This is a genomic window from Enterobacter sp. KBR-315C3_2022 (assembly GCF_041399425.1).
Classification (GTDB): domain Bacteria; phylum Pseudomonadota; class Gammaproteobacteria; order Enterobacterales; family Enterobacteriaceae; genus Enterobacter.
Genome location: NZ_JBGKEB010000005.1, coordinates 166186 through 190406, shown reverse-complemented (window position 1 = coordinate 190406; position 24221 = coordinate 166186). Strand labels below are relative to the sequence as shown.

General features: G+C 50.8%; 22 protein-coding genes and 1 tRNA gene. 11 read left to right on the top strand and 12 right to left on the bottom strand.

Annotated elements, in window-relative coordinates; all coding sequences use genetic code 11:
* Positions 1-2 precede the first annotated feature (2 nt).
* The 11 genes from AB8804_RS07905 (at position 3) to AB8804_RS07855 (ending at position 12211) form a co-directional block, all read left to right on the top strand.
* Positions 3-635 carry a lysophospholipid acyltransferase family protein gene (locus tag AB8804_RS07905; RefSeq protein WP_280029500.1) on the top strand — a complete coding sequence of 211 codons (633 nt, stop codon included), beginning with the start codon at positions 3-5 and terminating at the stop codon, positions 633-635.
* A complete protein-coding gene (locus AB8804_RS07900; protein ID WP_371184909.1) occupies positions 632-2395 on the top strand; it encodes a bifunctional alpha/beta hydrolase/class I SAM-dependent methyltransferase in 1764 nt (587 codons plus the stop codon). The genes AB8804_RS07905 and AB8804_RS07900 overlap by 4 nt, the downstream gene beginning before the upstream one ends.
* Positions 2388-3710 (top strand): phosphatase PAP2/dual specificity phosphatase family protein, encoded by a 1323-nt coding sequence (locus tag AB8804_RS07895; protein WP_371184908.1) that lies wholly within the window; start codon positions 2388-2390, stop codon positions 3708-3710. Before AB8804_RS07900 ends, AB8804_RS07895 begins: the two co-directional genes overlap by 8 nt.
* Entirely contained in the window at positions 3692-4084 is a 393-nt protein-coding gene (locus AB8804_RS07890) for a hypothetical protein (RefSeq protein WP_371184907.1), read from the top strand. Before AB8804_RS07895 ends, AB8804_RS07890 begins: the two co-directional genes overlap by 19 nt.
* Positions 4085-4156: 72 nt before the next feature.
* Complete coding sequence (locus AB8804_RS07885) at positions 4157-5542, top strand: VasL domain-containing protein (protein WP_371184906.1); 1386 nt, start codon at positions 4157-4159, stop codon at positions 5540-5542.
* Between the two features lie 171 nt (positions 5543-5713).
* On the top strand, positions 5714-6457 hold the full coding sequence (locus tag AB8804_RS07880) for an SANT/Myb-like DNA-binding domain-containing protein (protein WP_371184905.1): 744 nt from the start codon (positions 5714-5716) through the stop codon (positions 6455-6457).
* 120 nt (positions 6458-6577) lie between these two features.
* On the top strand, positions 6578-8191 hold the full coding sequence (locus AB8804_RS07875) for a carbamoyltransferase C-terminal domain-containing protein (RefSeq protein ID WP_371184904.1): 1614 nt from the start codon (positions 6578-6580) through the stop codon (positions 8189-8191).
* A 104-nt stretch (positions 8192-8295) separates the two neighbouring features.
* Positions 8296-9129, top strand: coding sequence for a glycosyltransferase (locus tag AB8804_RS07870; protein ID WP_371184903.1), 834 nt, complete (start codon positions 8296-8298; stop codon positions 9127-9129).
* Between the two features lie 24 nt (positions 9130-9153).
* On the top strand, positions 9154-11271 hold the full coding sequence (locus AB8804_RS07865; protein WP_371184902.1) for a family 16 glycosylhydrolase: 2118 nt from the start codon (positions 9154-9156) through the stop codon (positions 11269-11271).
* Positions 11272-11631: 360 nt separating this feature from the next.
* The gene (locus AB8804_RS07860) at positions 11632-11823 is read left to right on the top strand and encodes a hypothetical protein (RefSeq protein WP_371184901.1); all 192 of its coding nucleotides are present in this window, start codon (positions 11632-11634) and stop codon (positions 11821-11823) included.
* Entirely contained in the window at positions 11816-12211 is a 396-nt protein-coding gene (locus AB8804_RS07855) for a hypothetical protein (RefSeq protein WP_371184900.1), read from the top strand. Before AB8804_RS07860 ends, AB8804_RS07855 begins: the two co-directional genes overlap by 8 nt.
* Positions 12212-12267: 56 nt before the next feature.
* On the opposite strand, the gene AB8804_RS07850 is transcribed toward AB8804_RS07855, so the two are convergent.
* From AB8804_RS07850 to aspA, 12 genes are all read right to left on the bottom strand, one after another.
* On the bottom strand, positions 12268-12720 hold the full coding sequence (locus AB8804_RS07850; protein WP_371184899.1) for a hypothetical protein: 453 nt from the start codon (positions 12718-12720) through the stop codon (positions 12268-12270).
* A gap of 84 nt (positions 12721-12804) precedes the next feature.
* The gene (locus tag AB8804_RS07845) at positions 12805-13065 is read right to left on the bottom strand and encodes a hypothetical protein (protein WP_371184898.1); all 261 of its coding nucleotides are present in this window, start codon (positions 13063-13065) and stop codon (positions 12805-12807) included.
* Positions 13066-13440: 375 nt separating this feature from the next.
* Entirely contained in the window at positions 13441-14001 is a 561-nt protein-coding gene (locus AB8804_RS07840) for a hypothetical protein (RefSeq protein ID WP_371184897.1), read from the bottom strand.
* 127 nt (positions 14002-14128) lie between these two features.
* Positions 14129-15622 (bottom strand): hypothetical protein, encoded by a 1494-nt coding sequence (locus AB8804_RS07835; protein WP_371184896.1) that lies wholly within the window; start codon positions 15620-15622, stop codon positions 14129-14131.
* A complete protein-coding gene (locus AB8804_RS07830; RefSeq protein WP_371184895.1) occupies positions 15594-16655 on the bottom strand; it encodes a nucleoid-associated protein in 1062 nt (353 codons plus the stop codon). Before AB8804_RS07830 ends, AB8804_RS07835 begins: the two co-directional genes overlap by 29 nt.
* A gap of 211 nt (positions 16656-16866) precedes the next feature.
* The gene (locus tag AB8804_RS07825; protein WP_371184894.1) at positions 16867-18120 is read right to left on the bottom strand and encodes a tyrosine-type recombinase/integrase; all 1254 of its coding nucleotides are present in this window, start codon (positions 18118-18120) and stop codon (positions 16867-16869) included.
* 196 nt (positions 18121-18316) lie between these two features.
* Positions 18317-18392 (bottom strand) — tRNA-Phe (locus tag AB8804_RS07820).
* Between the two features lie 142 nt (positions 18393-18534).
* Positions 18535-19110 carry a transcriptional regulator gene (locus AB8804_RS07815; protein WP_371184892.1) on the bottom strand — a complete coding sequence of 192 codons (576 nt, stop codon included), beginning with the start codon at positions 19108-19110 and terminating at the stop codon, positions 18535-18537.
* Between the two features lie 48 nt (positions 19111-19158).
* The gene (locus AB8804_RS07810; RefSeq protein WP_371184890.1) at positions 19159-20856 is read right to left on the bottom strand and encodes a protein-disulfide reductase DsbD; all 1698 of its coding nucleotides are present in this window, start codon (positions 20854-20856) and stop codon (positions 19159-19161) included.
* Positions 20832-21155 carry a divalent cation tolerance protein CutA gene (gene cutA, locus AB8804_RS07805; protein ID WP_371184888.1) on the bottom strand — a complete coding sequence of 108 codons (324 nt, stop codon included), beginning with the start codon at positions 21153-21155 and terminating at the stop codon, positions 20832-20834. Before cutA ends, AB8804_RS07810 begins: the two co-directional genes overlap by 25 nt.
* A 113-nt stretch (positions 21156-21268) precedes the next feature.
* Positions 21269-22570 carry an anaerobic C4-dicarboxylate transporter gene (locus tag AB8804_RS07800; protein WP_371184886.1) on the bottom strand — a complete coding sequence of 434 codons (1302 nt, stop codon included), beginning with the start codon at positions 22568-22570 and terminating at the stop codon, positions 21269-21271.
* A 118-nt stretch (positions 22571-22688) separates the two neighbouring features.
* Complete coding sequence (aspA, locus tag AB8804_RS07795; RefSeq protein WP_003855923.1) at positions 22689-24125, bottom strand: aspartate ammonia-lyase; 1437 nt, start codon at positions 24123-24125, stop codon at positions 22689-22691.
* Positions 24126-24221 lie beyond the last annotated feature (96 nt).

Genomic DNA, 24221 nt, shown 5'->3' with positions numbered 1-24221 from the left:
AGATGAACCGTTTTCTGCGCTGGATCTTTACGCTGTGCATCGCGTACCCCGTGGTCTGGATATGGCTGGGCGTTCGCGTGTCGGGTCGCAAAAAGCTTCCTGTAGAAGGTCCGGCTATTATCGTGGCGAACCACAACAGCCATCTGGATGTGCTGACGCTGTTCACGCTGTTTCCGCTTTCAACGCTGGTGAACGTGCAGCCCGTGGCGGCAGCAGACTATTTCCTGCGTAACAAAGTGATTGGCTGGTTCGCACTCAAGGTCATTGGCATCATCCCCGTTTATCGCGGAGCCCATCAGGCCAATCCGCTACAAGCTTGCGTCGATGCGCTGGCGGAAAAGAAAATTGTGATTATTTTCCCCGAAGGCACTCGCGGCGAGCCGGGGAAATTCTCAGAGATCAAATCCGGCATCTGGCATTTAAGCCAGCAGTGCCCGGAGGTGCCGATTATTCCCGTATATATGCACGGGCTGGACCGCTCAATGGGCAAAGGCCAGAAAATCCCTGTGCCGTTTTTTATCGATATCTTTATCGACGAACCGCTGTTTCACAACGCGGATAAAGTCACGTTTAAACAATCGTTATTCACTCGTTTCGTCACATTACAACAGCAGGCGACAAGGAAAATCACATGAGCCAGGAAATGCGTTTATTTCAGGAAAGTACATTCACAACCAGCGATGGAGAGTCACTCTATTTTCGCCACTGGCCTGCAACGGAAGGCAACGGTAAGAAAGTGATCGTGCTGTTTCACCGTGGGCATGAACATTCCGGGCGTCTGCAGCACATTGTCGACGAGCTGGTCATGCCCGATACGCATTTCTACGCCTGGGATGCTCGCGGCCACGGTCAGTCGCCGGGCGCTCGCGGGTACAGTCCGAGCCTGGCTCGCTCTGTTCTGGACGTGGATGAATTTGTCCGTTTTGTGGCGAAGGACGCGCAGGTCAGCCTCGAGGATATCGTGGTGATTGCGCAGAGCGTGGGGGCGGTGCTGGTTTCTACCTGGGTTCATGACTATGCGCCGGAAATTCGCGGGATGGTGCTTGCTTCTCCGGCCTTTAAGGTCAAGCTGTATGTGCCGTTCGCCCGAACGGGCCTTGGGTTGATGCAGCGGATCCGTGGCCTGTTCTACGTCAACTCCTACGTGAAAGGGAAATTCCTTACCCACGATCCGGAGCGTGTAGCCAGTTTTGAGCAGGATAAACTCATCACGCGGGCAATCGCGGTGAACATTCTTCTCGATCTCTACAAAACGGCTGAGCGCATTGTGTCCGACTCCGCCGCCATTACGCTGCCGACTCAGTTGCTTATCTCGGGTGATGATTTTGTGGTGCATGCGAAGCCGCAAAAACAGTTCTACGCCGGTTTGCGCAGTGCCATCAAAGAGCAGCATATTTTACCCGGCTTCTATCACGATACGCTGGGTGAAAAAGATCGCGCCCTGGCCTTCGATAAAATGAAAACCTTTATCGACAAACTCTATGCGACAAAACCTTATCACTTCGATTACAGCCATGAAGATCAGTGGAGCCCAAGTGCCGACGCGTACCGTGAGTTGCAGGCACCGCCAAAAGCACTCTCGCTGGAGGGGATGTTCTATTCCTCATTGAGCTATGGCATGAAAACGGTCGGCAGACTGTCGAAAGGGATGCGTCTGGGCTACGAGACCGGCTTTGATTCCGGTAGTACGCTGGATTATGTGTACCGTAACTACCCGGAAGGTAAAGGTATTCTGGGGCGCATGATAGACAGGCACTACCTTAGCAGCATTGGCTGGAGGGGCATTCGGGTTCGAAAAGTCAATATTCAGCAGGTGATTGAGCAGGCGGTCACCCGGCTGAAAGACAGCGGTATGCCGGTGCGCGTGGTGGATATTGCGGCCGGGCATGGCCGCTATGTGCTTGACTCACTAGAAAAAAATCAGGATATCGAAAGCATCCTGCTGCGAGATTACAGCGACCTGAATGTGGAAAAAGGACAGGCTATGGTTGAACAGCGCGGATTAAGCCATGTAGCTCAGTTCAAAAAGGGCAATGCTTTCGACTATGACTCTCTTGCCTCGCTCGATCCTGCTCCAACTTTGGGGATCGTTTCCGGGCTGTATGAACTCTTCCCGGATAACGACTTAATTAAAGCCTCGCTTGCCGGGCTGGCTGCTGCAATACCGCCTGGCGGCGTGCTGGTTTACACCGGGCAGCCGTGGCATCCGCAGTTAAAAACCATCGCCTATACCTTAACCAGCCACCAGAACGGCATTCCGTGGATGATGCGTGTGCGCACGCAGAAAGAGATGGATACGCTGGTGGAACAGGCGGGCTTCGAGAAATGCCATCAGGTGATTGATGAGTTCGGTATTTTCACCGTCTCGCTGGCCGTGAGAAAACAGCATGGCTGAGTCTATGCTCATGCAGAACAAAGTCAGCCTCTGGAAACAGGGGCTGTGTTGGCTGGTGCTGTTGGGACCGCTGTTTTTCCTCAGCTATGGGCAGGTGAATCAGTTCACGGCCACGCGTGATGATGTGGGAAGCATGGTCATTGGTTGGGAACATGCTATCCCATTTATGCCCTGGACCATCGTGCCTTACTGGAGCATTGACCTGCTGTATGGCATTTCGCTGTTTATCTGCACTTCAAAGCAGGAGCTGACCCGCCACGGCTGTCGGCTGCTCGCCGCATCGCTTATTGCCAGCGTGGGCTTTCTCGTGTTCCCGCTGAAATTCACCTTCGTGCGCCCGGAAACGCAGGGAATGTTTGGCTGGTTATTTCAACAGCTCGAACAGTTTGATTTGCCTTATAACCAGGCTCCGTCGCTGCATATCATCCTGACATGGCTGCTATGGCTGCGTTTTCGTCAGCATTTGGGGGAAGGCGCAAGGCTTCTTTCCGGTGCATGGTTTTTGCTGATAGCGTTATCTGTGCTTACCACATGGCAGCACCATTTTATCGATGTCGTTAGCGGGTTTGTGGTCGGCGTGATGATTAGCTATGCCATTCCGGTTGAAGGCCACGGGCGGTGGAAGCGACCGTCAGTGCACGCCATGCGGCTCGCCACTAAATATTGTGTTGGTGGGATAGTGTTTTTACTGGCGGGATTATGGATCCCCCAGGGTGTCATCTTGCTGTGGCCTGCGGCGGCATTATTGATGGTGGCGGCGGGCTATGCCGGACTCGGCGTGTCGGTGTTCCAGAAAAATATCCACGGTGATTTATCCCTCTCTGCCCGCTGGCTGTTGTTCCCTTATTTAGCCGGAGCATGGCTTTCAAAAAAATGGTTTTCCCGGCGGAGATCTCTGAGCAACGTTGTTTATGGCGGGGTGGCATTGGGTCGCTTTCCGGATAGAACCATTGCGCAGGCCGCCGTTTTCGACCTGACGGCTGAATTTCATAAGGGTAGCCGCAAAGCAGAGCGCTGGGAGGCTTACCCGCTGATGGATTTGGTGGTGCCAGGCGTACCTGACATCCGCCAGGCCGTAATGAAGCTCAGTCAGCTGCAGCAAAGACATGAAAGTGTACTGGTGTGCTGTGCCTTAGGCTTATCACGCAGCGCAACGGTTGTAGCGGCCTGGCTGCTGAAAGAAGGGCACGCCGGGTCGGTCACGCAGGCCGTGGCGTTAATCAAATCCCGGCGACCTCAGGTGGTGCTTACTTTCGCTCATCTTCAGGTTCTGGAAACGTTCAGTAAGGAGCTGCAATGTCAGATATCACCATGACCAACAAAATCATGCACATTCATCTGTCGAGCTGGCGCTACTTTGCAGCACTGACGCTTCCGCCGTTGGCGCTGATCTTTAATCTCTTATTTTCAGCCAGTTGTATGTTGCTTATGGCACTCTTTTTGCTGACTCATTATTACTGCTGGCGCCTGTGGCTGGATGAACGACTTTTTCAGCTCATTGAGAGTGAAAGCGATCTCACTGAATTCGACAACGGGATGGCGCATTTATGGGCAAAAAGAAAGAGTAACACTTGCTCTCTGGTTGAACGCTGGTATGGAGCCAGGGTTTTGTTTTATAAGGCCATTTTTTCGTTGTTGGCGCTGTGGTTTGTTTCATTGTGCATTTCCCTTTATAAGACTCTTGGTTAATCAGGTTGAAAGTGAAACCGCACAAACACTAATAGCTCCATAGCATTAGACCTCTCGAATGGACAACTGGTCATGAATGATATCCCCACGCGTAAAATCAAAACTGGCGGCGACCCCAGGGCGCTACCAGATTATGCCGCCCTGCGTGATGAACTGGGCAAGCTGACCCATCCGGCTCGCCCGGATGTGAACTGGCATTATGTCGAAAAACTCTGTCTCTTACTGTTTGAGCAGAACGGCGTGGAATTGCAGACGGCAGCCTGGTATACGCTGGCGCGTACGCAGCTGGCTGGCTTATTGGGACTCAATGAAGGACTGGCGATACTCGAGGCCCTGATAGGCCATCAGTGGGGAGCGCTGTGGCCGCAGCCAGTCCATGCCCGCATGGAAATTCTCAGCAGTCTGAGCCAGCGCCTGCAGCAACGGATGCGCTCGCTCCCGCTCAATTACAGTGACCTTAGCCAGTTGTACCGGGCGGAGCAACTGCTTACAGGCCTTGGCGAGGTGCTGCAGCGCCTGGAGCTAAAACATCTCAGCCAGCTCGATACGTTGCGTACTCAGATACACAACAGCTCTATCCGTCTGGAAAACAGCGATGGTATTACCAGCATCGGGCCGAATATTCAGCCTGGGGTAGTGTTGCCTGCCACCACGATGAATGATGCGACAACATCCACGAGAGACCTTGCTGGTGGTCTGGATGACGATTTCCAGGTACCCGGCACTACAGTGAAGTGGGTATATGTCGCGCAACCGGAACAGCAGCCGAACGTGGAAGTGCTGGCAGCAGTGCCCACTCCGATAAAAAAATGGAAATCCTTCGCCGCCGGGATGTGTACCATGCTGGTGATAAGTATCGTATCAGTGTGGGGCTGGCAGTATCTACACCGACCAGACCCTCTACAGAATCAGCTTGCTGCTTCACTGGCTCCGTTCCCTGCACCTCTCACATCTGAACAACTGGGGATTTTGCGTCAGCAGACTCCGTTACCTCAGGACCTTATCGCACAGGCACAGCAGCAGCTTGCCCGGCTGGATAAATTACCTCCTGACTGGAATATCACTTACGCCAGAAAACTTATCGAACAGGTTCAGTCGTTGTGGCCGGAGCAGGCTAAGCCTCTGACACAGCAGTGGCAGCAACAGGTTAACGTCACAACATTGTCAACTGATGCAATGAATGGATGGCATGAGGGTATGCTCAAACTGCAGGATCTGACGGCACAGCTCAATACCTTGGATAGGCAAAAAGGAAAGTATATTACTGTCAGCGAGCTGAAATCACAGGTGTTTGCTGCTACCCAGGCATTCAGTAAAACTGTGCCCGTTGAAGAACAGCTGCGGCAGATGAGCATTCGGGAAAACTCAGGGATGATCCCGTCCGCGCAAAAAATCCAGACAGAGCTGCGCCTGAAGCAGCTAATCAGTAGCTACTCGACGGTGACGGCAGATCAGTAGGCCGGTACCCGCATTCTGTTATTGTGTAAAAATACACTGGGTTGATCAGATTACTGTCCCTGCCTGCTGACAGAATCTGCTACAGAGCTATCACCGGAGTAAGGATAAGAACCGATGCCAGAGAAGACGCGGCGAGGCCGAAACCATTTGTCCCCATGGACGGTAGAAGAGATGAGTTTTATTGAAAATAATTATGGAAAATTTTCTGCTCAGGACATTGGTGATACGTTGGGGAGAAGCGCAGGAGCCGTCAGAGGAGTAGCGCGAAAATTAGGGTTATCCACTCCCCGGCCTCCGGTGTGGACGGAAGAGGAACTGGCGCTTATTCGTGTGAATTATTACAAGGGTATTATGTTTGTTCATTCGCTTCTGGCAGGGAGAACAATATATGCAATTCGCATTCAGGCAAGCCTTATGGGCGTGACGAACGCCTCCTGGGGCGACGAGGAACTGCGGTATCTTGAGGCGCATCATGGCAGTGTGCCCATTGCGAGAATAGCGGCATCGCTGGGCCGAAGTGCCAAGGGCGTCGCTGATATGGTCAGAAAAATGGGCCTGGCAAAGCGACCTGAAACCGTCAACGTTCCCTGGTCAGAGCAGGAACTGGAAATATTGCGGGCCCATTACGGTTCTGGTGCATGGATCACGCGTGTACAAGCCCTACTTCCGGGACGCACTAAGGGAGCAATCGGTGTACAGGCCAATAAAATGGGGATAAGAGAATCCCAGAACTGGTCACCTGAAGAAATTGAAATTTTGCGAGAATACTATCCTTATCCAGGTTCAGAAGTTGCCAAAAAATTACCCCACCGAACTGTGGCAGCAGTTAAAACTCAGGCCAGTCGGCTGAAAATTAAGAAGTTTCATAACAGGAAAACGATTTTCGATTCCAGTGTGAAGGAGGTTGATGAATAACAAAAAATACGCATCTAAGTGTATCGGTAAAGCCAGCGATGTTGTGCGTTGAAAATTTATAAATTAATACAAGTAAGAATGGATGACTAACTTTTAATTACATATAGAGGTTATGAATTAATGAAAATTCTCTCTTATAATCCAGGGCATGATGGTGCTGTAGCATTTCTGGATAATGGACGATTAGTTATGTCTATTGAAGCAGAAAAAGATTCTAACCATCGCTATTCTCCACTTGGTATTTCGAACGTATTAGATGCTATTGGTGAAATCGACGATATACCAGATGTAATTTGCGCAGGGGGATGGTGGCCCAGGGATCATGATGAATATTTAAATGGTTCGAAAATTAATGTTGGTTATCGGGGCATCTCAGATACAGATGTCATGGTTTCAGAAAGACGATTCCTAAAGAAGAAAATTAAATATTATTCGTCTTCTCACGAGCGAGCACACATACTTTGTGCATTTGGCATGTCAGACTTACCAAAAGGAACATCCTGTTATGCTTTGATTTGGGAAGGAGGAATCGGAGCATTCTACGAATTAGATGCAGATCTGAATATAACGCTCATTGGCGATGTTCAAAATCAGCCTGGTAACCGCTATGGTATTGTTTATGGGTTAGCCGATCCAGTTTTTTCCAAAGACAGTGCCTACCCTCGCTTCTCAGATGCCGGGAAACTTATGGCGTTGGCATCTTTTTCAAAGAGAAGTATAGCCTCCCCGGAAGAACAAGAACTCATCGACTTTCTGTTGAATGGCCCTGCCAGAAAACTTAGCGACTATGCGAATATTGAAAAAGCTCCGCACTATAATGTTGGTCTGGACGATAAAGAATTTCGTAACTTTACTGGGATATATAGTGATGCACTGTTTAATGTTTTTTATCAGTTTGCAAAAGACAACTTAAAGAAAAGGCAACCACTTATTATTGCTGGCGGATGCGGCCTGAACTGTGACTGGAATACTAAATGGAGGGAGACAAACCTTTTTTCTGAAGTTTTCGTTCCTCCTGTTGCTAACGATTCCGGTGTTGCTATAGGCACTGCGATTGATGCTCAGTTCTATTTTACAGGTAATCCTAAGATTGAATGGGATGTTTACAGCGGATTAGATTTTAGAGCGGATAATACATTCTGCTCAGAGAAATATGATGTCTATAATGTCGACAATGATCAGATTGCTAATATGCTGGCTAACGATCTCATCCTTGGTTGGGTGAATGGAAAATATGAAATAGGTCCACGCGCGCTGGGCAACAGATCCATCCTTGCTGCTCCTTTTCAGGAAAGTACCAGGGTTCGTTTAAACGAAATCAAACAACGTGAACAGTTTCGCCCAATTGCTCCAGTTTGTCTTTTGGAGGACGCTGAAAAGTGGTTCGGCTGTAATAACGAAAGCCCATATATGCTCTTTACGCATAGAGCAAAGACTGAAACCCTTGCAGCAGTCACGCATGTTAATGGTACTGCGCGTATTCAGACCGTTACAACTGCAACAAATAGTAATCTTCATAAATTACTTTCAGCATTTAAAAATCGGACTGGTTATGGTGTCTTGTGCAATACATCCCTCAACTTCAATGGGAAAGGCTTTATAAACAATATCAATGATCTGGCTGTATACGCTCAGGAGCATCACCTGGATGGGTTTGTGGTGGAAGGTCAGGTATATCTTTTAATTGAATCATCACGTTATCAGGCATACAAGGAAAGCCAGTTGTTTTTATGAAAAATAAAGAGCTACCTTGAGCCAGTTCATTTCATCGTTGAGCGGCAAAATCTGGAGAGGACTTCATGTATGCTGTTCACAAAAGTTGATTTAATAGGGGGAGTATGAATTCATATCGAACGGGTTTTGAAGAGGATGACGACTTACGCTCTTCATTCATCCGGGATCTTACGCTGCAGCAACTGGAACATCCTGCTTCATTACATACTGATAATCAGGAGTTATCGCCCCTTATTCCCAAGAAACTGATTCGCTACTGGCATGACCAGCACAATGTACCGGAAGACGTTATGGTTTGTCTCAGAAGCTGGGATCGGCTTCTTGATGATGGTTTTGAATGTAGTATGTTTAACGATGAATCGGCAATGGCATATATTGCCGAACGATTTGGCGCTAAAGAGTGTAAAGCCTTCTCCCTTTGCTATCATCCGGCAATGCGCTGCGACTATTTGCGTATGTGCGTTTTACTTGCTGAGGGGGGATTATACGTTGATGCTGACGATGTTTTAATTGGCGACAACTGGAAGTATCTTTTCCATGATGGGACACTCAAAGTACAACCTTTATGTTACGACATTCAGTCCTCTTCAATGGTACCTGCTGTGGATATCTGGAGAAGTGATTTACCGACGATTGAGCGCATTTTTTACATTAATAATGACCCTATTGTGGCCCCTGCAGGCCATCCGGTTCTGCAGAGTGCGCTTATTAGGGCGACCGAAACGCTACTGAGTAATGTACATTCTCCCGAAATTCAGTCAACAACTGGGCCTGGGAACTTCACAGCTGCACTGGCAGCACACGCTCACAATTTGATAAGGGAAGGGAAGTCATTCGATTTCGAATTGTTACGTGATTGGGAAAAGATTGCAGAAACGCGCTGGGATCTGTCCTACCGTAATGATGAACGTAACTGGCGTAATATGGGCTCAGCCTGATCCCACATATCAAGGACAGAATTAATGAACCTTCAGGATGCTTCAGGTGTTTTGCGCAAGGTATTATTCAAAATCTCACGTGTAATAATAAGTATCTTTCCTGGTCGTAGGATCCCCGTTTTCGGTTCAGGTCCCGAAATGATCGGTTTAATTGTTGTTATTAATCTCGATCGTCAACCCGGCAGGTGGCGGAGGTTGAGCAGAGAGCTCAAAAGATTCCGGACTTATGATGGTTTTCCACTAGCCTCTATCATTCAGCGGTTTTCTGCCGTGGATGCCAGGGATGGTCGCGCGAGTGCCGCAACGGCTGATGTTGATTCGGTCTACTGTATTGGTGATCAGCTTTATGTCCAGCCGGATGCAAGGCTGGAGGCACATTTCAGCAATGATGAACCCATCAAAATGACCAGGCAGGAGATTGCTGTTGCAAGGTCACATGTGGAAGTATGGAAGGCTATTGCTGCCGGGGATAAGGAATATGTTCTTGTCCTTGAAGACGATGTATGGTTTCGGTTGGGGGCTGTTGCGGCTATCACAAGAGGCTGGCAGGCCGCTATACGAGAGTGTTCAGAGGATCACGGGCCGCATTTACTGTATCTGTCTTATGAAGATGCAGGGGGAACAGCTGAACGTATGAATTGCTGTGGTGACCTCTTCAGGCCCGTAAGAGGACTGTGGTTTCTTTCTGGCTATGTGTTATCACGCTATGGAGCGGCAGCTCTGTTGCGGGCAATGCCCGTGGTTGGTCCAGTGGATCTCTGGATGAACTACCGCTTTAATGAACTTGGCGCGCTTGCGCTCTCAAAGCCAGCTATTTTGCAACGACATGATGGTGCTTCCGATAACGCTTATTCCGTACTTCCTTACCTGGCCCGCGCAGGGATTGTTGATGCCGGTACGGGATTGATGGCTCCGGATCAAATTGACTCATGTTCAGTGATGGCCTGGACTGCTGGTGGTCCACGAGAGGGGCTGGCGATGGCGCTGGCTATGCTGGGGCTGCGGGTTTGTGTATTCGATGCTGATGAAGAGGAAATCCAGCCCCAGGAATTGCTGAATCTTTTTACGGTATTTGATGTTCTTCTTGATGTTCCGCTCACTCCTGAAACTTTTAATACTGTGCTTGCAAGGACCGAAATAAAATTCATTGTGGAGGCGGGGACTGAACAGAGGTTTAAATTTGAACTGAAGTCTTTACCTTCATTACGCTCGGTATTCTTATCGGACCTTGAGTCTGATTTTCAAATGTGGGATCCGCTTTGTACCCTGCTCAATCTTCCGAGGCCTGCACAGGGGTACCCTATTGGTGCACCGCGTGGATCCCGATTATTCAGGTGGAATCGGCTCTGTGATTTATCTCATCAGGATCAATTTGAGTCACCTGAAACATATTTTTTACTGGATGTTTCACCCTGGGTACTGCCTCCTCAATATGGGTGGCGACCAGCACACCTCTCAGGTAATGAGATGCATCCTGTGGGCAATTGTCTGTTATATACAGATATGGCGACTGAAACGCCATCCTTCATTGGGCTTGTCGAAACTTTTCCTGGCAATATGGCTTCGTTTTCTAAAGAAAACCTGGTCTGCGATGAGGACGGTACGCATCTAACTATCAGTGCAATACCTACCGGCAACAGGCCGTACCGCGCGGGAGCCTTCGCATCAAAACAATCTTTTGAATACGGGCGGTTTGAGGCAGAAATTAAAGCTGCTCGCGGTTCTGGTCTGGTAACCGGCTTCTTTCTGCATCGTGATTCACCAAGGCAGGAGATAGATATTGAAATAGCGGGTGATGCTCCTGAGAGCATGTTAGTGAATGTCTATTTCAATCCTGGCGACGAAGGAGCAACTTTTGGTTATGGATACAGAGGGTCCCCATATCGTGTAGAACTCGGTTTCGATGCTTCTCTGGATTTTCATCGCTATACCATTGACTGGCGACCAGACCGGATCGTCTGGTCTGTAGATGGGAGAGTTGTGCACGAGCGCGCCAGTTGGGATCCTACACCAGTTCCGCATCTTGCAATGCGTTTACATGCAAATCTCTGGGCTCCTCGCTCGGAAGAACTCGCCGGGAGAATTGATATTCAGGCTTTGCCAGCAACGACAACCTTTAAAAATATAACGTTGTGGGAATAATTCATAAAGAAATTGACGAGATGAAGGTGTTGCTGCTAGGTCCGTATTTTTGCCCCGTCCCAAAAAATGGAAAGTGAACGAGGCTTAGTTCTGACTGCCAGATGAGGACCGCGTATTAAGGAAAATATATCCTGAAGACGGTGTTCCCGGTGTGCGAGAGAGGCTTCCCATAAGACGATCCCGGCGATTAAGCACCTGGCAACGAATCTGGGGCTGAGCTTCCTCAGGAGAAAAAATGCATAATCAGATAATTGCGGAACAAACAGATAACCGGGATAAGACGTGATAGTGGAAGATTAGGTCGCACAAAAGCTGGAGGCTGCTGGTCTCTGGCGCAGGGCTGCAAGTCGCTGGCTTGATGTGATGCAGCACCATGGGCTGACGGATCAGCAACGTGACCTAATATGTCAGCACAGAAAATATTGTCTTTCCTGCGCGAAGCACATCAACTCCCCGGAGAAACTGGATGTGACGGAAATCGCGACGGCAACTTCGCGCCACGCAGGCCGATCTGCAGCACTCCCTTACGCTGATGGCCTGCCACGTGTATGATGCCGGGTTCAACCATATGCAGGCCTGCTCGCTCAAGGGAAAGCACGTCGATGCGCTGCGCAACCAGTGGCAGGTGCAAGGGGGGTCGACCAGCCCTCTGAAAAACCTCCAGCTCGGCATTCCCGAATGTCGGCACAACACCAATCAGAGCAAGACACATTTCCTGGACGAGCTCCTGCGGCTGGAGTCCATCCGCGATCCGTATGTGCAGATGAGCCTGCACCTGAAGTTCGCCTTTGGACTACGCAGCCAAGAGTGTATCAAGCTCCAGCTGGCCTGGGCCGACCACATTGCACTCAAAAGTTCATGGACGAAAGGCGGCAAGCCTGAGCAACATGCACAGCCTGCACCATCAGTACGCACAGGCCCACCAGATCAACAGCCATGAACTGAGGCATGCACAACCCCAGATCGTCACGCTGTACGTGGGGCGCTAAGCACTGGCTAGCCTCGTCGCATCCACAGTTCATACGCCTGGCCCGAGAGCATGAAGTAGGCCGCGCAGAGCAGTATGATCAGTAGCACAACGCCGCTGGCACGAGCGGAAAACCGGGTATACCGCGCCAGGGAAAACCAGAGCGGCGACAGTGCGCCGCTGGCCCGCTGGTTCATCAGAGCGAGGTAGTGTAGCGACCGGAGCGCTGCAGCAAGTGTTGAGCCGATCCCCATCACCACCCCTAAGAGCTGGGATAGTATCCAGATCCGGTGCCCATCCTTCAGTACATCAAAATAGTAATCAAAGATTCCGTAGCGGAAAGCTGCCTCACGGGCACCAGCAATAATGCCCGCTTGCGCCAGTTCGGACAAATAGACGGAAGCGCCCACTACAATCAGGGGCGTGAAGATGTACCAGACCCATTCCGCACTGTTATACTGCCCCCGGATGGCAGACGCCAAACCGGCCGCCAGGATAAACGCCGTGCAGGAAAACATCCCACTCAGCCAATAGTGCAGAATGTCGCTGGCATAACGGCTATATCCTCAGGTGACAACAGCCACGACAATGAATAGAGCGGCAATATAACCCCATATATCATCCGAAGAAGAGGAGGAGCCCCCGCGTTGATTCACCATGACCGTTTGCCTGAAAATGATAACGGTCTGCTGCACTGTGGCAGGTGCCGCAGGAGAAGGAGGAGTGTTGAATCCACCAAATAGCAGCCCTAATATGGCACCGACAAGTGGAGATTTAATAGTACTTTGTACGAGCGGGTTATTTATCCAGGTAATAAAAGCTTCCAATCAATACTCCTTTACATGCTCACATGGTTATTGCGCCCCGAAAGAAAACCGCCTGCAGAGCAACGTTGCCATTAAGCGGCTGCTCACATCGAAGACGGCTTATCTGTAGGGTCTTCTGTAATTCTCTGTATTTTCACTGCAAAGCGAGCATTGCACCCTGAACTGTGCGATCAGGCCATTGACAGATGAACCGGGTATATCCTGTGCAATTGTATCGACAGAATACCGGGGAGTTTGCTGTCTCCTGTGCCACTGAAAGCCATACTTAACTGGCTCGGGCGTTCGCGCTTGAGGGTTACCAGAGTTGTACGACAGGTTTTACCATCACACCTATATCCGATATTTTTATAAAACCCATTTTCTGGTAATAACGTCTCAGCTGGCGTAAGGCCTTTTTTTATCCTGACATAAAAGGTCGTATGCCATTTTTTCCTGCCATCGGAGATGCTCTTCATCTTCTGATGGGACCTCAAATTGCAGCGGGAATGCCTTGAGGGCAATCAACTCAGCCTGACCGCCAACACAGCGTATCCCGTCGTTAATAACCTGTAAAAAAACGTTTTTCCCCCTGAATGGTGGCAATAACTCTATACGGTCGACCAGGAACAGGTCTGAGTTGAAGATTTCAGTATCAAACAGGTTCTGAATTTTTCGTCTGAAATAACATCCGCCGTTATCGAAAATTGTCCCCAGAAAATGGGCAGTATTGCTGGTGAGGTCGAGGATATCTTCTGGTCGATAGCCATTATCCATCGCATCATTAGCGTGGATCCGGTAATATTTTACCCTCCCCGCAAGTCTTTCTTCTCCGTCATCGTCACTGGCAATAATATCGCCGGTGATTTTTGTGATCCATCTGCTCTCATCGTTACCCAGAATCGATCTGACCTGATAATTCACGGACCAGATTTCTGTGTCCTGAATTTTATTTTCCATACCGGCATTCCTGTTTGCTGAGGTGATGATATTAGAGCCCGGTTAAAAAGGACTTTTGTTTAGCCACATGAGGACTGATTGTCGTGAGTGTTGTCCGTTTTTGGGCCGAGTATGATCTCTGATTGGTTCATTTCAGCCCTGAAGGACACACAAGAACCCCGTTCGGTCGGCACAGGGCCCACGGGGGAGTCAGAAACTGTAGCGCACCCATAATCCAGGTGTAGCCAGACTGCAGGAGCATACTGAGCGACCAGAATTCACTCACTGCTGCCGTGAGTAATAGCGTGACCAGAATGATCATGATGACCGACGTTATTCGCTCAACCCGGCGATATGATTGCATTGCGGCATTAACAGGAAGACCCGCCAGCTCCTGATAATCCTGTTCATCCAGAAAACCATATAACTTATTCCTCCAGGTGGCTCTGTTTTTTCCCTGCAGTGAAAGGGAATGCCTGTTGATATAGACCGACATCCCGTATGAGATGGCGATATACAGGGCCAGTGCACAAAATGCTAGGGCATACACTTTTTGCGGACCACTTGCCTTCAGAGCCTCCAGACTGTAGCGAAGAACCAGCGTGCTGATAACCAAGGCCATATCTTTCCACAACGCGGAAGACAGGTCCCGCGACTGCTGCAGAATTTTCTGGGTATCCTCTGTCAGGCTTTTTCGCAAATCGCCCAGCGATTTCAGGGTGTCTTTTCCCCCTGTACGGATATGAGCCTTGTAGAGTAGTCGGGCTGACTCCAGCGCCGGGGGGAGTCGACACACAATGCCTTCACAAAACGTGACACCCTCAGGCCATTCTCTGGCCAGTTCGCTGGATAGAAAGGTATGTTTAAGCTCAGTTTCGTTCCCTTCCAGAAAAACCCATTTTGCCGTTTCCTGAATGACGTCAAAGGCGGGCAGAGCCGCATGTTCTTCCCCGAAAGGGATTTTCCGTGGCGGTTTTCCGGACAATCCGACTTTTTTTATTTCGGCGGAAAAAAGTTCATTGACGAAACACTTCAACAACTCGCGGCAGGCGAGCGACGCCCAAAGCTTCATTGGTTCGTCGGTCATTTTATCGCCGGATATCAGGAGCCAGGGGGCAATGGTATCCGGAGGAAGAAAGTCGGTTGAAAAACACCTGATAATACTTTTTGTGACGGATACTGTCCGGACAGGGACGTTGGTTTCACTCTCCTCCGGATTCATCTGTTTCCATGGCACGACCTTCCACTGTTGTGTTTCAAACGATTCGTTGACAAACAGGGCGCAGATACGGTGATACTGACGGAGTCTGGGATCCTGCAACAAAAATGTGCGCCACCCTTCCTGGGTGAAGAGTCGCAGGATCCCGGGGATTTCATCGCTGATTATGGTGATAAAGTGCTTCTGACCGGGGACACCCTGCGCGGGGTGGATATCATCCCGACTTTCATCAACAAAGGTGATCCGAAGGTTCTCAGCATCAGCATCTATCACTTCTCCCCATAACTGAAGAGTGTCATTATCCATGCTTCCGGAAATGAATAGTTTCCGGGTAGTTACTTGCTGATCTTCCGTGATCACCAGATCAGATGCGCGGCGTGAGCAGTTAATTGCCTTACCGATTTTTTCCAGTATCGATGTCATCTGTCACCAGCCCAGCAGTCACAATTACTATACGTTTTCGCCCGTCTTCCATCGTTTCGATATCCGGGGCATTATCCTCATCGTAGATAACGATAACATCTTCCAGTGTTTCCAGTTTTCTTTTCCGTGGCTTAGGGATGTTCTCAGGGGCGATCCGGAAAGACTCACCTGAAATGCCCAAGTCTTTTATTTTTCGGGTGAAGGATTTGACCAGTGGATGATCTTCTTCCATTGGTCCAAAAATCTGGTTCAGCAGGGAAAGGGGCTTATCGGTATTAAAATCCTGAGCCCCGTGATGTAACGTTTCATAAATCTTGTTAACACCGCTGCGTCTTATGTCATCCGGGAACTGGTCGCGGTGCTTTTTGAAGACATCCTTGAGCGCGCCAACCAGTTTGTTGCTGAGGTCGGCTGTACTGTTGACTCGCTGTACCTGCAGAAAACGCTCAAAATAAACGGAGATATTGGTTCGTTTGCTGCGATCCCGTACGACAACCTGTCCACCCTGAGCATCTGCCGTCAGGCGGACCAGAGCAATTTTCTGCATGGCTTCCGCTTTCTTGACGAAGCTTTCGCGGAAACGTTCGAGTTTGGGGACCTGAAACTCGTTTCCCTCTGCATCCAACACGTAACGCACCACATCTTCATTATCATATTTTATGAGAGCAAACAGTTTTTCATCGTTGAGGGTGTGAAGCTCAAAAAGAAAGAATACCCCCATACTGGCATTTTTTGTGTGGTGGTGAGACTGAAAATCGTTTGCCAGAAAGGTGGACTGTTCGGTGAAACTACCGGTGTCGGTATCGGCATGGTTTCTGATGAGGCGCAGAATACGCTCGGTATTGGAGAATTCAGTAAACCGGAACATGTTTCCGCTTAATGCAGATTTAATTCGTTCCAGAAAAAAATCGACGTGTTCAGGTGGTGAGATTTCACTCAGCAGCACGGGGATCTCCAGCTCTCCGCCAACGATATGGAAAATCATTCGTTTTATTGCCAGTGCATTAATTTCTTCATCCGTTAAAAAACTCATAGTGATATCCCGTTATTTTGTGTCTTATTTTATCATTAATCGCTGTGACAGTCTTCAACCCGGGTAGTATAGGTAATCCATTGTCTCTGCGTAAAATATTTCAGCACAGGGTCAGGAGTTAGTGAGTCTCCAGCCCTCGGTGGAGAAAGGTATACAGGGAAAAAAATAAAATAAGGAAACATTCTCCCGGCATTTATGCCGGGAGAATGGATTATAATTTTTGTCTGGCGTAATCGAAAGGTGAGACTGGGTTTTCACGGTTTGCATCCAGAAAATCCCCCCACCACTGCAGCATCAGCCTCCGCTCACCCAGAAATTCCGCTTTATGGATATAAGCCGCGCGTACGCCATTACGTTCCTGATGGCTCATCTGGCGTTCAACAGCATCCCTGGACCATAACCCTGACTCAATCAACGAACTACAGGCCATTGCCCGGAATCCGTGACCACAGACATCGACCTTTGTATCGTAGCCCATCAGTCGCAGTGCGTTATTCACGGTATTTTCACTCATGGGTTTCCATGGATTGTGATCGCCGGTGAAAATCAGTTCGTGTTCACCGCTGATGGTGTGGATCTGGTTCAGTATATCCAGCGCCTGACTGGAGAGCGGTACCAGATGCTCTGTACGCATTTTGGATCCACGGTGTGAGTACTTGACTCCTTCAATAGGTTTCCGCTCTGGAGGAATGGTCCACATGGCTTTCCTGAAGTCGATCTCAGACCACCTGGCAAAGCGAAGCTCGCTGGAACGTATGAAGATAAGCAGGGTAAGTTTAGTTGCCAGTCGGGTGAGGGGTTGTCCCCTGTAACTATCCAGTCGCTCAAGTAGTTCTGAAATGCGATTTAAGGCGAGGGCAGGGCGATGCTGGCGTTTCACCGTTGTTAAAGCGCCAGCCATATCCACGGCAGGGTTGTAGGTGATAATGCCTGACTGGGCGGCATAGCGCATGATTGCAGTGATACGTTGCTGAAGGCGGGCTGCAATCTCATAAATCTCTTTTGCTTCGGCTGCTTTAACGGGGACAAGTAAATCGGGAGTCCTGAGGGTGGTAATATCACGTGAGCCGATATAGGGAAAGACATGCCCCTCAAGGCTTTTGAGAATCTTGTCGCTGTGAGCTTCGGACCATTTTTTATTGCTCTTATGCCATTGACGGGCAATGAGCTCAAAAGTATTTACGGCATCCGGTGCTGCTTTCTTCGCTCTCCGTTGCTCGCAGGGGTCAATGCCTTCAGAGATGAGTTTTCTGGCTTCATCGCGTTTGTCACGTGCTTCAGACAGTGAGACTTCGGGATACTGACCAAGCGCCAGCGTTTTTTCTTTACCGAGATGACGATAGCGCAGCCGCCAGTACTTCGAGCCATTAGGATGAACAAGCAAAAACATGTTACCGCTATCGGCAAGTTTATAAGGTTTTTCATCCGGTTTAGCTGCACGGATTTTAGCGTCAGTGAGCGCCATTAGCGGTATCTCCTGATAGTAAAAAGGGGTATAAATTTTATCGAATCAGACTATACCCTCAGTTGTACCCTCGCAAGGCACTTGATGCGTGTTGAAGTTGATTGAGTTGGGTGGAGTTAAGGGATTGTTGAAGTGTTGATTTTTGCGGGCTCAGAATGCAAAAACGGACCTCCGTGGAGGTCCGTTGATATGAATTTGGTGCCCGGACTCGGAATCGAACCAAGGACACGGGGATTTTCAATCCCCTGCTCTACCGACTGAGCTATCCGGGCAACGGAGCGCATTAAACCGCAATCACGCTCGAGCGTCAACAAAATTTCGGGAAAAGCCGTTCAACTGCTTAAGTTTACGGCAATCTGTCGGTTTTTGTCGCGAAATCAAACAAATCTTCCCCAATTCACCGTTCCCAGCCAGTTACGTTAAAGCACCGCCCATGCGGCACTGCGCAAAGCGCAGAATATCCTCTGCGAGGCGATGCGCCGTATCGACGTCGGTGTGGCTACGGTTAACCAGCATGCGGCTCAGGCAGCCTTCCAGCACCAGTTCCATCTGTTTCGCGACCATCGCGGGGTCATCAACTTCAAGCGTGGTGAGCAGCCCGTGCGTAAAATCATACGCGGCGCGCTTTTGCTGGTCGGCCAACTGATGTACAGGGTGTCCTGGATCGGGATAGAACGTGCAGGCGGCGATAAACAGGCAGCCCGGATAGCGATTGTTACTTACGCATTCGCTCAGCGCGCTGTATCGCGCCAGAAGCTTTTGCTCAGCAGTTAATTCTTCATTCAGCATGAGCTGCCTGCGCCAGACGTCCACCTGCTGGCTAAGATAGCGCAGGGCATCATAAAGCAGCGCCTCTTTGTCGGGCCAGAAGCGAGTAAGTTCATCAAGAGGATAATCAATACGGTCGGCGACCATCTCAAGCGTGGTGCTGGCGATCCCTTGAATCTCAAGCAGTTGCAGGGCTTGTCCCAGTACGTCTTCGCGTTGCACGGTGTTCTCCTCCGCTATTCCCAACGGTTATCCCGTTTAAAGTGTTGTTTACGGTTGGCGATTGCGCAAATGCGCGCTGAAGGCCGATGCATCCATAAATCCGGTTACGCGCTGCGCCGGCCGCTCCACGCCCTGCTCGTCATAAAACAGGATCGTCGGCAGGCCGAGCACATTAAGCTGCTTTAAAAGAGCCTTATCCTGCGCATCATTCGCCGTTACGTTCGCCTGAAGCAGAACCGTATCTTTCAGCTCGCTTTGCACCTCCGGCGCGCTAAAGGTGTATTTTTCAAACTCTTTGCAGGCGACGCACCAGTCGGCATAGAGATCGAGCATAACAGGCTTACCTTTTGCCTGCGCCAGCGCGACGTTAAGATCGTCTACGTTCTTAATCTGCGTAAAGTTAAGATGCGCCTGCGTTTGCTGGACCGATGTGCCAAACGCCCAGTCCTGCAGCGGACGCACGCTTACCAGCGCAGCGGCAAGAAGGAGAATTTGCACCAGACGCATCCACGGCTTTTTCGCCCCAAGGCTGACGATAAATGCCCATGCGAAGAACGCAACGCCGAGCATGGCCCACAGGCGCATGCCCCAGACATCGCCAATAATACGTTCCAGCAGAAACACCGGTAGCGCCAGAATGACAAAACCAAAGGCGGTTTTCACCGTCTCCATCCACGGGCCGCTTTTCGGCAGCAGGCGGTTGCCAAACACCGTCACCAGGATGAGCGGCAGCCCCATTCCCAGCGCGTAAAGATAGAGCGTCCCGCCGCCGAGCCACATATTACCGCTTTGGGCGATGTAGAGCAGAATGGCGCTCAGCGGCGCGGTGGTGCATGGCGAGCAGATCAGCCCGGCAATGGCACCCATCGCGAATACGCCGCCCGCAGAACCTCCCTGCTGGCGATTGCTCATCAGCGTCAGGCGGGTTTGCAACGAAGAGGGCAGTTGCAGGGTGAACAGGCCAAACATCGACAGCGCCAGCAGGATAAACACCGCTGAAAGGCCGATGAGCACATAAGGATGCTGGAGCGCGGCCTGGAACTGTAGCCCGGCTGCCGCGACCACCAGACCCAACGCGGTATAGGTCAGCGCCATTCCCTGCACGTACACAAAGGCCAGCAAAAGCGCTCGTGCGGTGGAAAGACGCTGTTTACCGCCCAGCACAATACCTGAAATGAGCGGATACATGGGCAGCACGCAGGGGGTAAAGGCAATGCCTATGCCGATGAGTAAAGCCCAGAGTGCGGTGAACGGAAGGTTCGTTCGCTCCTCACTCTTTGTGTCAGCCGGGAGAGGCGCGATAGCAGGTACGGCTGATGGTTTCACTTCGCTGAGCGGCACGACCCTGGTCTCAGGAGGATAGCAGAAACCCGCGTCCGCACAGCCTTGATAGGTAACGGTCAGCGTCGCGCCTTTATCGGCCTGGTTGACCGTCACGGGCACGCTCAGGCTTTGACGATAGATTTCGCTTTTACCGTAAAACTCATCTTCGTGCCATTCTCCGGTAGGCAGCTGTAGCGGACCTACATGGGCCTGCGTTGGGGTAATACTGACCTGCTTACGGTAAAGGTAATAACCCTCTTTCACCTGCCAGGTGAGATTGAGATCGTGCTGATTTTGCTGAAAGTCGAACACAAATGCCTGGTCGGCGGGAATAAAGTTCGAACGGCCGGGTGCATCAAACAGCCCGGCAAAAGCCGACGTGCTGCACAGCAGCAGTATCAGCGCAAGGAAACGTTGAGCCATGAGAGATAATCGTTGTCGCCGTGGGCCACTGGCAATACCAGCAGTTCCGGGGTTTGGTAAGGATGATGAGATTTGAGGCAGTCAAGGAGCGCCTGCTGGTTCGCCTGGTTGGTTTTAAGCAACATCTGGACTTCGTATTCCTGTTCCAGCTTGCCTTCCCAATAGTAGAGAGAGGTTGCACCGGGCAGGATCGTCACGCAGGCCGCCAGTTTTTCGGCCAGCACTTTGGCGGCGAGATCCTGGGCAGAAGCTTCATCAGGGGCGGTACAAAGCACAACAACAGCGTCAGGCGTGTTCACAAGTCGACCTCCTCATCACGAAAGTCTTCACTATATCACGCAAGCCGATTGGTCATTAAAGAAACGGGCCGCAGCACGACCCGATTTTAACTATTTTTACAGCGGCAAAATCTTTACAGCATAACGCCGCCGATGATAAACCCGAGGATAACGCACAGGCTAATGGCGACGACACCCGGGATCAGGAAGGCGTGGTTAAATACATACTTACCGATACGGGTAGAGCCGGTGTCATCCATTTCTACCGCCGCCAGCAGGGTTGGGTAGGTTGGCAGGACAAACAGCGCGGAGACCGCGGCAAAAGAGGCAATTGCCGTTAACGGCGTCACGCCCAGCATCAGGGCCGCAGGCATCAGCGCTTTGGTAGTGGCCGCCTGAGAGTAAAGCAGGGTAGCGGCAAAGAATAACACCACGGCCAGCAGCCACGGGTAGTTGTGCAGCAGGTCACCCGCGACGGTCTGGATGTCGCTGATGTGCGCTTTTACGAAGGTATCACCGAGCCAGGCCACGCCCAGCACGCAGACGCAGGCGCTCATCCCGGACTTAAAGGTGCTGGCATTCAGCACTTCGCTGGTATCGATTTTACAGGTGATGCTAATCAGCGTGGCGATGGTCAGCATGAAGACCACGATCGCTTCGTTACGCGGCAGCACCGGATTCTGGATCAAACCCACGGTGTCGCTGATGGCGGTGGCGTAGAACATGACGGCCACGATGCCGATCAGGAACAGCAGCACGGAACGCTTTGCGTGCGGCTTAAGCTTAAAGACCTGGCTACCGCGCAGGCTAACTTCGCCCTTAGCCAAACGCTCCTGGTAAACCGGATCATCTTTCAGTTCCGCGCCGAGGAAGTTACACAGCACGGCGGTGATCATCACGGCAATCAGCGTTACCGGGATGCAAATCGCCAGCAGCGTTAGATAGCTCACCCCCATCGGCTCAAGAATGCCTGCAAAGAAAACCACGGCGGCAGAAATCGGTGATGCGGTGATGGCAATCTGAGACGCCACAACGGCAATGGATAGCGGGCGAGACGGACGAATGCCCTGCTCTTTTGCCACTTCAGTGATGACCGGCAGCGTCGAGAACGCCGTGTGGCCCGTTCCCGCCAGGATGGTCATAAACCAGGTGACCAGCGGAGCAAGGAAGGTGATGTACTTAGGATGGCGACGCAGCATGCGCTCTGCCAGGCTGACCAGGTAGTCCATTCCCCCGGCCACCTGCATGGCCGCGATAGCGGCAATAACCGCCATGATAATTTCGATGACGTCAAACGGGATGGCGCCGGGTTTGATTTGAAAGAGTAGGGTGAGTACAAGCACGCCGAGGCCACCGGCAAAGCCAATGCCGATCCCCCCAAGCCGTGCGCCTAAGTAAATCGCCAACAGCACGACGACGAGTTCTGCTCCAAACATAACGACCTTCCTTGCTTATTAACAAGTTGATATTAAATTGTTGTGTAATTGGTAAAGCCTGAAAAGAAAAAAGGCACGTCACTGAGTGACGTGCCTTTCGGATTACTAACCGGAACGGTTACTGTTCGCTTTCATCAGTATAACGCTTCGCTTTATACGCCGGATGCATCAGGTTCTGAGCAGAGAAGATATCGTCCAGCTCCGCTTCGGTCAACAGACCGCGCTCCAGCACAACTTCACGCACGCTCTTACCGGTTTCGGCACAAATCTTCCCAACGATGTCGCCGTTGTGGTGGCCAATGAACGGGTTAAGGTAAGTTACGATGCCGATGGAGTTGTACACATAGCCTTCACACACTTCTTTATTCGCGGTGATGCCGTTGATGCATTTTTCCAGCAGGTTGTAGCAGGCGTTGGTCAGGATGTGAATAGATTCGAACATCGCCTGGCCAATGACCGGCTCCATTACGTTCAGCTGCAGCTGACCGGCTTCGGACGCCATGGTAACGGTCGTATCGTTGCCGATAACCTTAAAGCAAACCTGGTTTACCACTTCCGGCACAACCGGGTTGACCTTTGCCGGCATGATGGACGAACCGGCCTGCAGCTCTGGCAGGTTGATTTCGTTCAGGCCAGCGCGCGGGCCGGAGGAGAGCAGGCGCAGGTCGTTACAGATTTTGGACAGCTTAACGGCCAGACGCTTCAGGGCGCTGTGTACCATGACGTACGCGCCGCAGTCGGACGTTGCTTCAATCAGGTCTTCTGCTGGAACGACCGGGAGGTTAGACACTTCAGCCAGCTTCTGTACCGCCAGCTGCTGATACCCGTCCGGCGTGTTAAGGCGAGTACCGATGGCGGTAGCGCCGAGGTTCACTTCCAGCAGCAGCTCGGAGGTGCGCAGCAGGTTTTTGGTCTCTTCGTTCAGCAGGACGTTAAACGCGTGGAATTCCTGACCGAGAGTCATCGGAACGGCGTCCTGCAGCTGAGTGCGGCCCATCTTAAGGATGTCCTGGAACTCAACGGCTTTACGCTGGAAACCATCGCCCAGCTGGTTAATCGCGTCGACCAGCTTCACCACGGAAGCATATACCGCGATGCGGAAGCCGGTTGGGTAGGCGTCGTTGGTGGACTGGCACTTATTCACGTGGTCGTTCGGGTTCAGGTACTGGTATTCACCTTTCTGATGACCCATCAGCTCGAGGCCGATGTTTGCCAGCACTTCGTTGGTGTTCATGTTAACGGAAGTTCCTGCGCCGCCCTGGTAGACGTCAACCGGGAACTGATCCATGCATTTGCCGTTGTTCAGCACTTCATCACATGCGGCGATAATCGCATTTGCAGCGCTTTTGGGAATGGTTTGCAGTTCTTTGTTTGCCAGCGCCGCGGCTTTTTTCACCATGACCATACCGCGCACAAACTCAGGAATGTCGCTGATTTTGCTGTTGCTGATGTAGAAGTTTTCAATCGCTCTCAGAGTGTGAACACCATAGTAGGCATCCGCTGGAACTTCCCTGGTACCCAACAAATCTTCTTCGATACGAATGTTGTTTAACATGTGAACCTTCTTTTCAAGCTGCCGATGGATTGTACTAAACACACAGTATATATGTGGTTTTGAATATTTTATGGCCGACGATTATTCCCTCAATCA

Bases quoted from the DNA above. Each gene is read 5' to 3' on its own strand.
- AB8804_RS07905 (WP_280029500.1), top strand. From the start codon at position 3: ATGAACCGTTTTCTGCGCTGGATCTTTACGCTGTGCATCGCGTACCCC.
- AB8804_RS07900 (WP_371184909.1), top strand. From the start codon at position 632: ATGAGCCAGGAAATGCGTTTATTTCAGGAAAGTACATTCACAACCAGC.
- AB8804_RS07895 (WP_371184908.1), top strand. From the start codon at position 2,388: ATGGCTGAGTCTATGCTCATGCAGAACAAAGTCAGCCTCTGGAAACAG.
- AB8804_RS07890 (WP_371184907.1), top strand. From the start codon at position 3,692: ATGTCAGATATCACCATGACCAACAAAATCATGCACATTCATCTGTCG.
- AB8804_RS07885 (WP_371184906.1), top strand. From the start codon at position 4,157: ATGAATGATATCCCCACGCGTAAAATCAAAACTGGCGGCGACCCCAGG.
- AB8804_RS07880 (WP_371184905.1), top strand. From the start codon at position 5,714: ATGAGTTTTATTGAAAATAATTATGGAAAATTTTCTGCTCAGGACATT.
- AB8804_RS07875 (WP_371184904.1), top strand. From the start codon at position 6,578: ATGAAAATTCTCTCTTATAATCCAGGGCATGATGGTGCTGTAGCATTT.
- AB8804_RS07870 (WP_371184903.1), top strand. From the start codon at position 8,296: ATGAATTCATATCGAACGGGTTTTGAAGAGGATGACGACTTACGCTCT.
- AB8804_RS07865 (WP_371184902.1), top strand. From the start codon at position 9,154: ATGAACCTTCAGGATGCTTCAGGTGTTTTGCGCAAGGTATTATTCAAA.
- AB8804_RS07840 (WP_371184897.1), bottom strand. From the start codon at position 14,001: ATGGAAAATAAAATTCAGGACACAGAAATCTGGTCCGTGAATTATCAG.
- AB8804_RS07835 (WP_371184896.1), bottom strand. From the start codon at position 15,622: ATGACATCGATACTGGAAAAAATCGGTAAGGCAATTAACTGCTCACGC.
- AB8804_RS07830 (WP_371184895.1), bottom strand. From the start codon at position 16,655: ATGAGTTTTTTAACGGATGAAGAAATTAATGCACTGGCAATAAAACGA.
- AB8804_RS07825 (WP_371184894.1), bottom strand. From the start codon at position 18,120: ATGGCGCTCACTGACGCTAAAATCCGTGCAGCTAAACCGGATGAAAAA.
- AB8804_RS07810 (WP_371184890.1), bottom strand. From the start codon at position 20,856: ATGGCTCAACGTTTCCTTGCGCTGATACTGCTGCTGTGCAGCACGTCG.
- AB8804_RS07800 (WP_371184886.1), bottom strand. From the start codon at position 22,570: ATGTTTGGAGCAGAACTCGTCGTCGTGCTGTTGGCGATTTACTTAGGC.
- aspA (WP_003855923.1), bottom strand. From the start codon at position 24,125: ATGTTAAACAACATTCGTATCGAAGAAGATTTGTTGGGTACCAGGGAA.